Source organism: Aurantiacibacter xanthus (assembly GCF_003584015.1).
Taxonomy (GTDB): Bacteria; Pseudomonadota; Alphaproteobacteria; order Sphingomonadales; family Sphingomonadaceae; genus Alteraurantiacibacter; species Alteraurantiacibacter xanthus.
In genome coordinates, this window is record NZ_QXFM01000024.1 from 1 (window position 1) to 1,116 (window position 1,116).

1 protein-coding gene is annotated in these 1,116 nt (G+C 64.2%); it reads left to right on the forward strand.

Translation table 11 applies throughout. The annotated features are described in order from the left end of the window. Positions 1 to 201 precede the first annotated feature (201 nt). On the forward strand, positions 202 to 1,116 hold a 915-nt coding region (locus D2V17_RS03240), incomplete at its 3' end, for an outer membrane protein (RefSeq protein WP_119591703.1).

Consider the following 1,116-nt stretch of genomic DNA (forward strand, 5'->3'; position numbering starts at 1 on the left):
AGGGCCAGACACATTGAGGCCCGGCAGGAGCGATCCTGCCGGGCCTTTTTGTTGCAAGTTTCCGGCCGAAAAGTGCGGTAAAAGTGTCACAGTTGCGGGGTTCCGAACGAGAACTGGCGATATTCAGGAACCAGCAACGCGCATTCCGCATTCGGGAGGTGTTGCCGGGCACGACGCCCTGCTCAACAAATGAGGAATCATATGCAAAGGTTGCTAGTCACGGCGTCCGTTCTGGCGCTCGCAATCCCGGGGGCCGCCCACGCGGGCGAGACCTATATCGGCCTGAGCGGCGGCATTGTGCTGCCCGAAAGCTCCGACAACTCCGGCCAGTTTGACGCCGCCGTTCCCGCCACTTCCGATTTCGGTGCGATCGCAGCGGGCACCTCGCTGGCCTGGACCACGGATTACAAGGAAGGCTGGGAAGCCTCGGCCCAGATCGGCCACTCGTTCGACAACGGCTTCCGTCTCGAAGTTCAGGGCTTCTATAACGACTTCAACGTCGATCGGCATTATGCCCCGTTCATCGGTGGTGCCGACGTGGCTGCTCTCGACAGTGCCGTGCTGACGCGTGGCGCCGCTTCCTCTGCCAACCCGAGCGTTGCGGAAGTCCTGGCCGATGGCCGCGGTGACGTGAACAACTACGGTGCCTTCGTGAACGTGCTGTATGACCTGCCGCTGGGCACCGTGCAGCCCTACTTCGGCGGTGGTGTCGGCTATCAGTGGACCGAGTACAACTTCGCACCGGGCGGGGTACAGCTCGCCGATTTCACCGACAAGGGCTGGGCCTGGCAGGGTATTGCCGGTGTCAGCGCCGACCTGTCGGACAAGGTCGAACTCTTCCTGCAGTACACCTACCGCGACCAGTTCGAGGACGCTTCGGTTCCGGTGATCGGCCTACCGGCCACGATCAACGTCGAGAACACCCAGTCGCTCATCACTGGCGGCCTGCGCTTCAAGTTCGGTGGCAGCGAGCCGGTGGCAGCACCGCCGCCTCCCCCGCCGCCGCCGCCGCCTCCCCCGCCGCCCCCGCCTCCGCCGCCGCCCCCGCCGGCTCCGGTTGCACGTCCGTGTAACACCGGCCCCTACATCGTGTTCTTCGACTGGGATAAGTCGGAC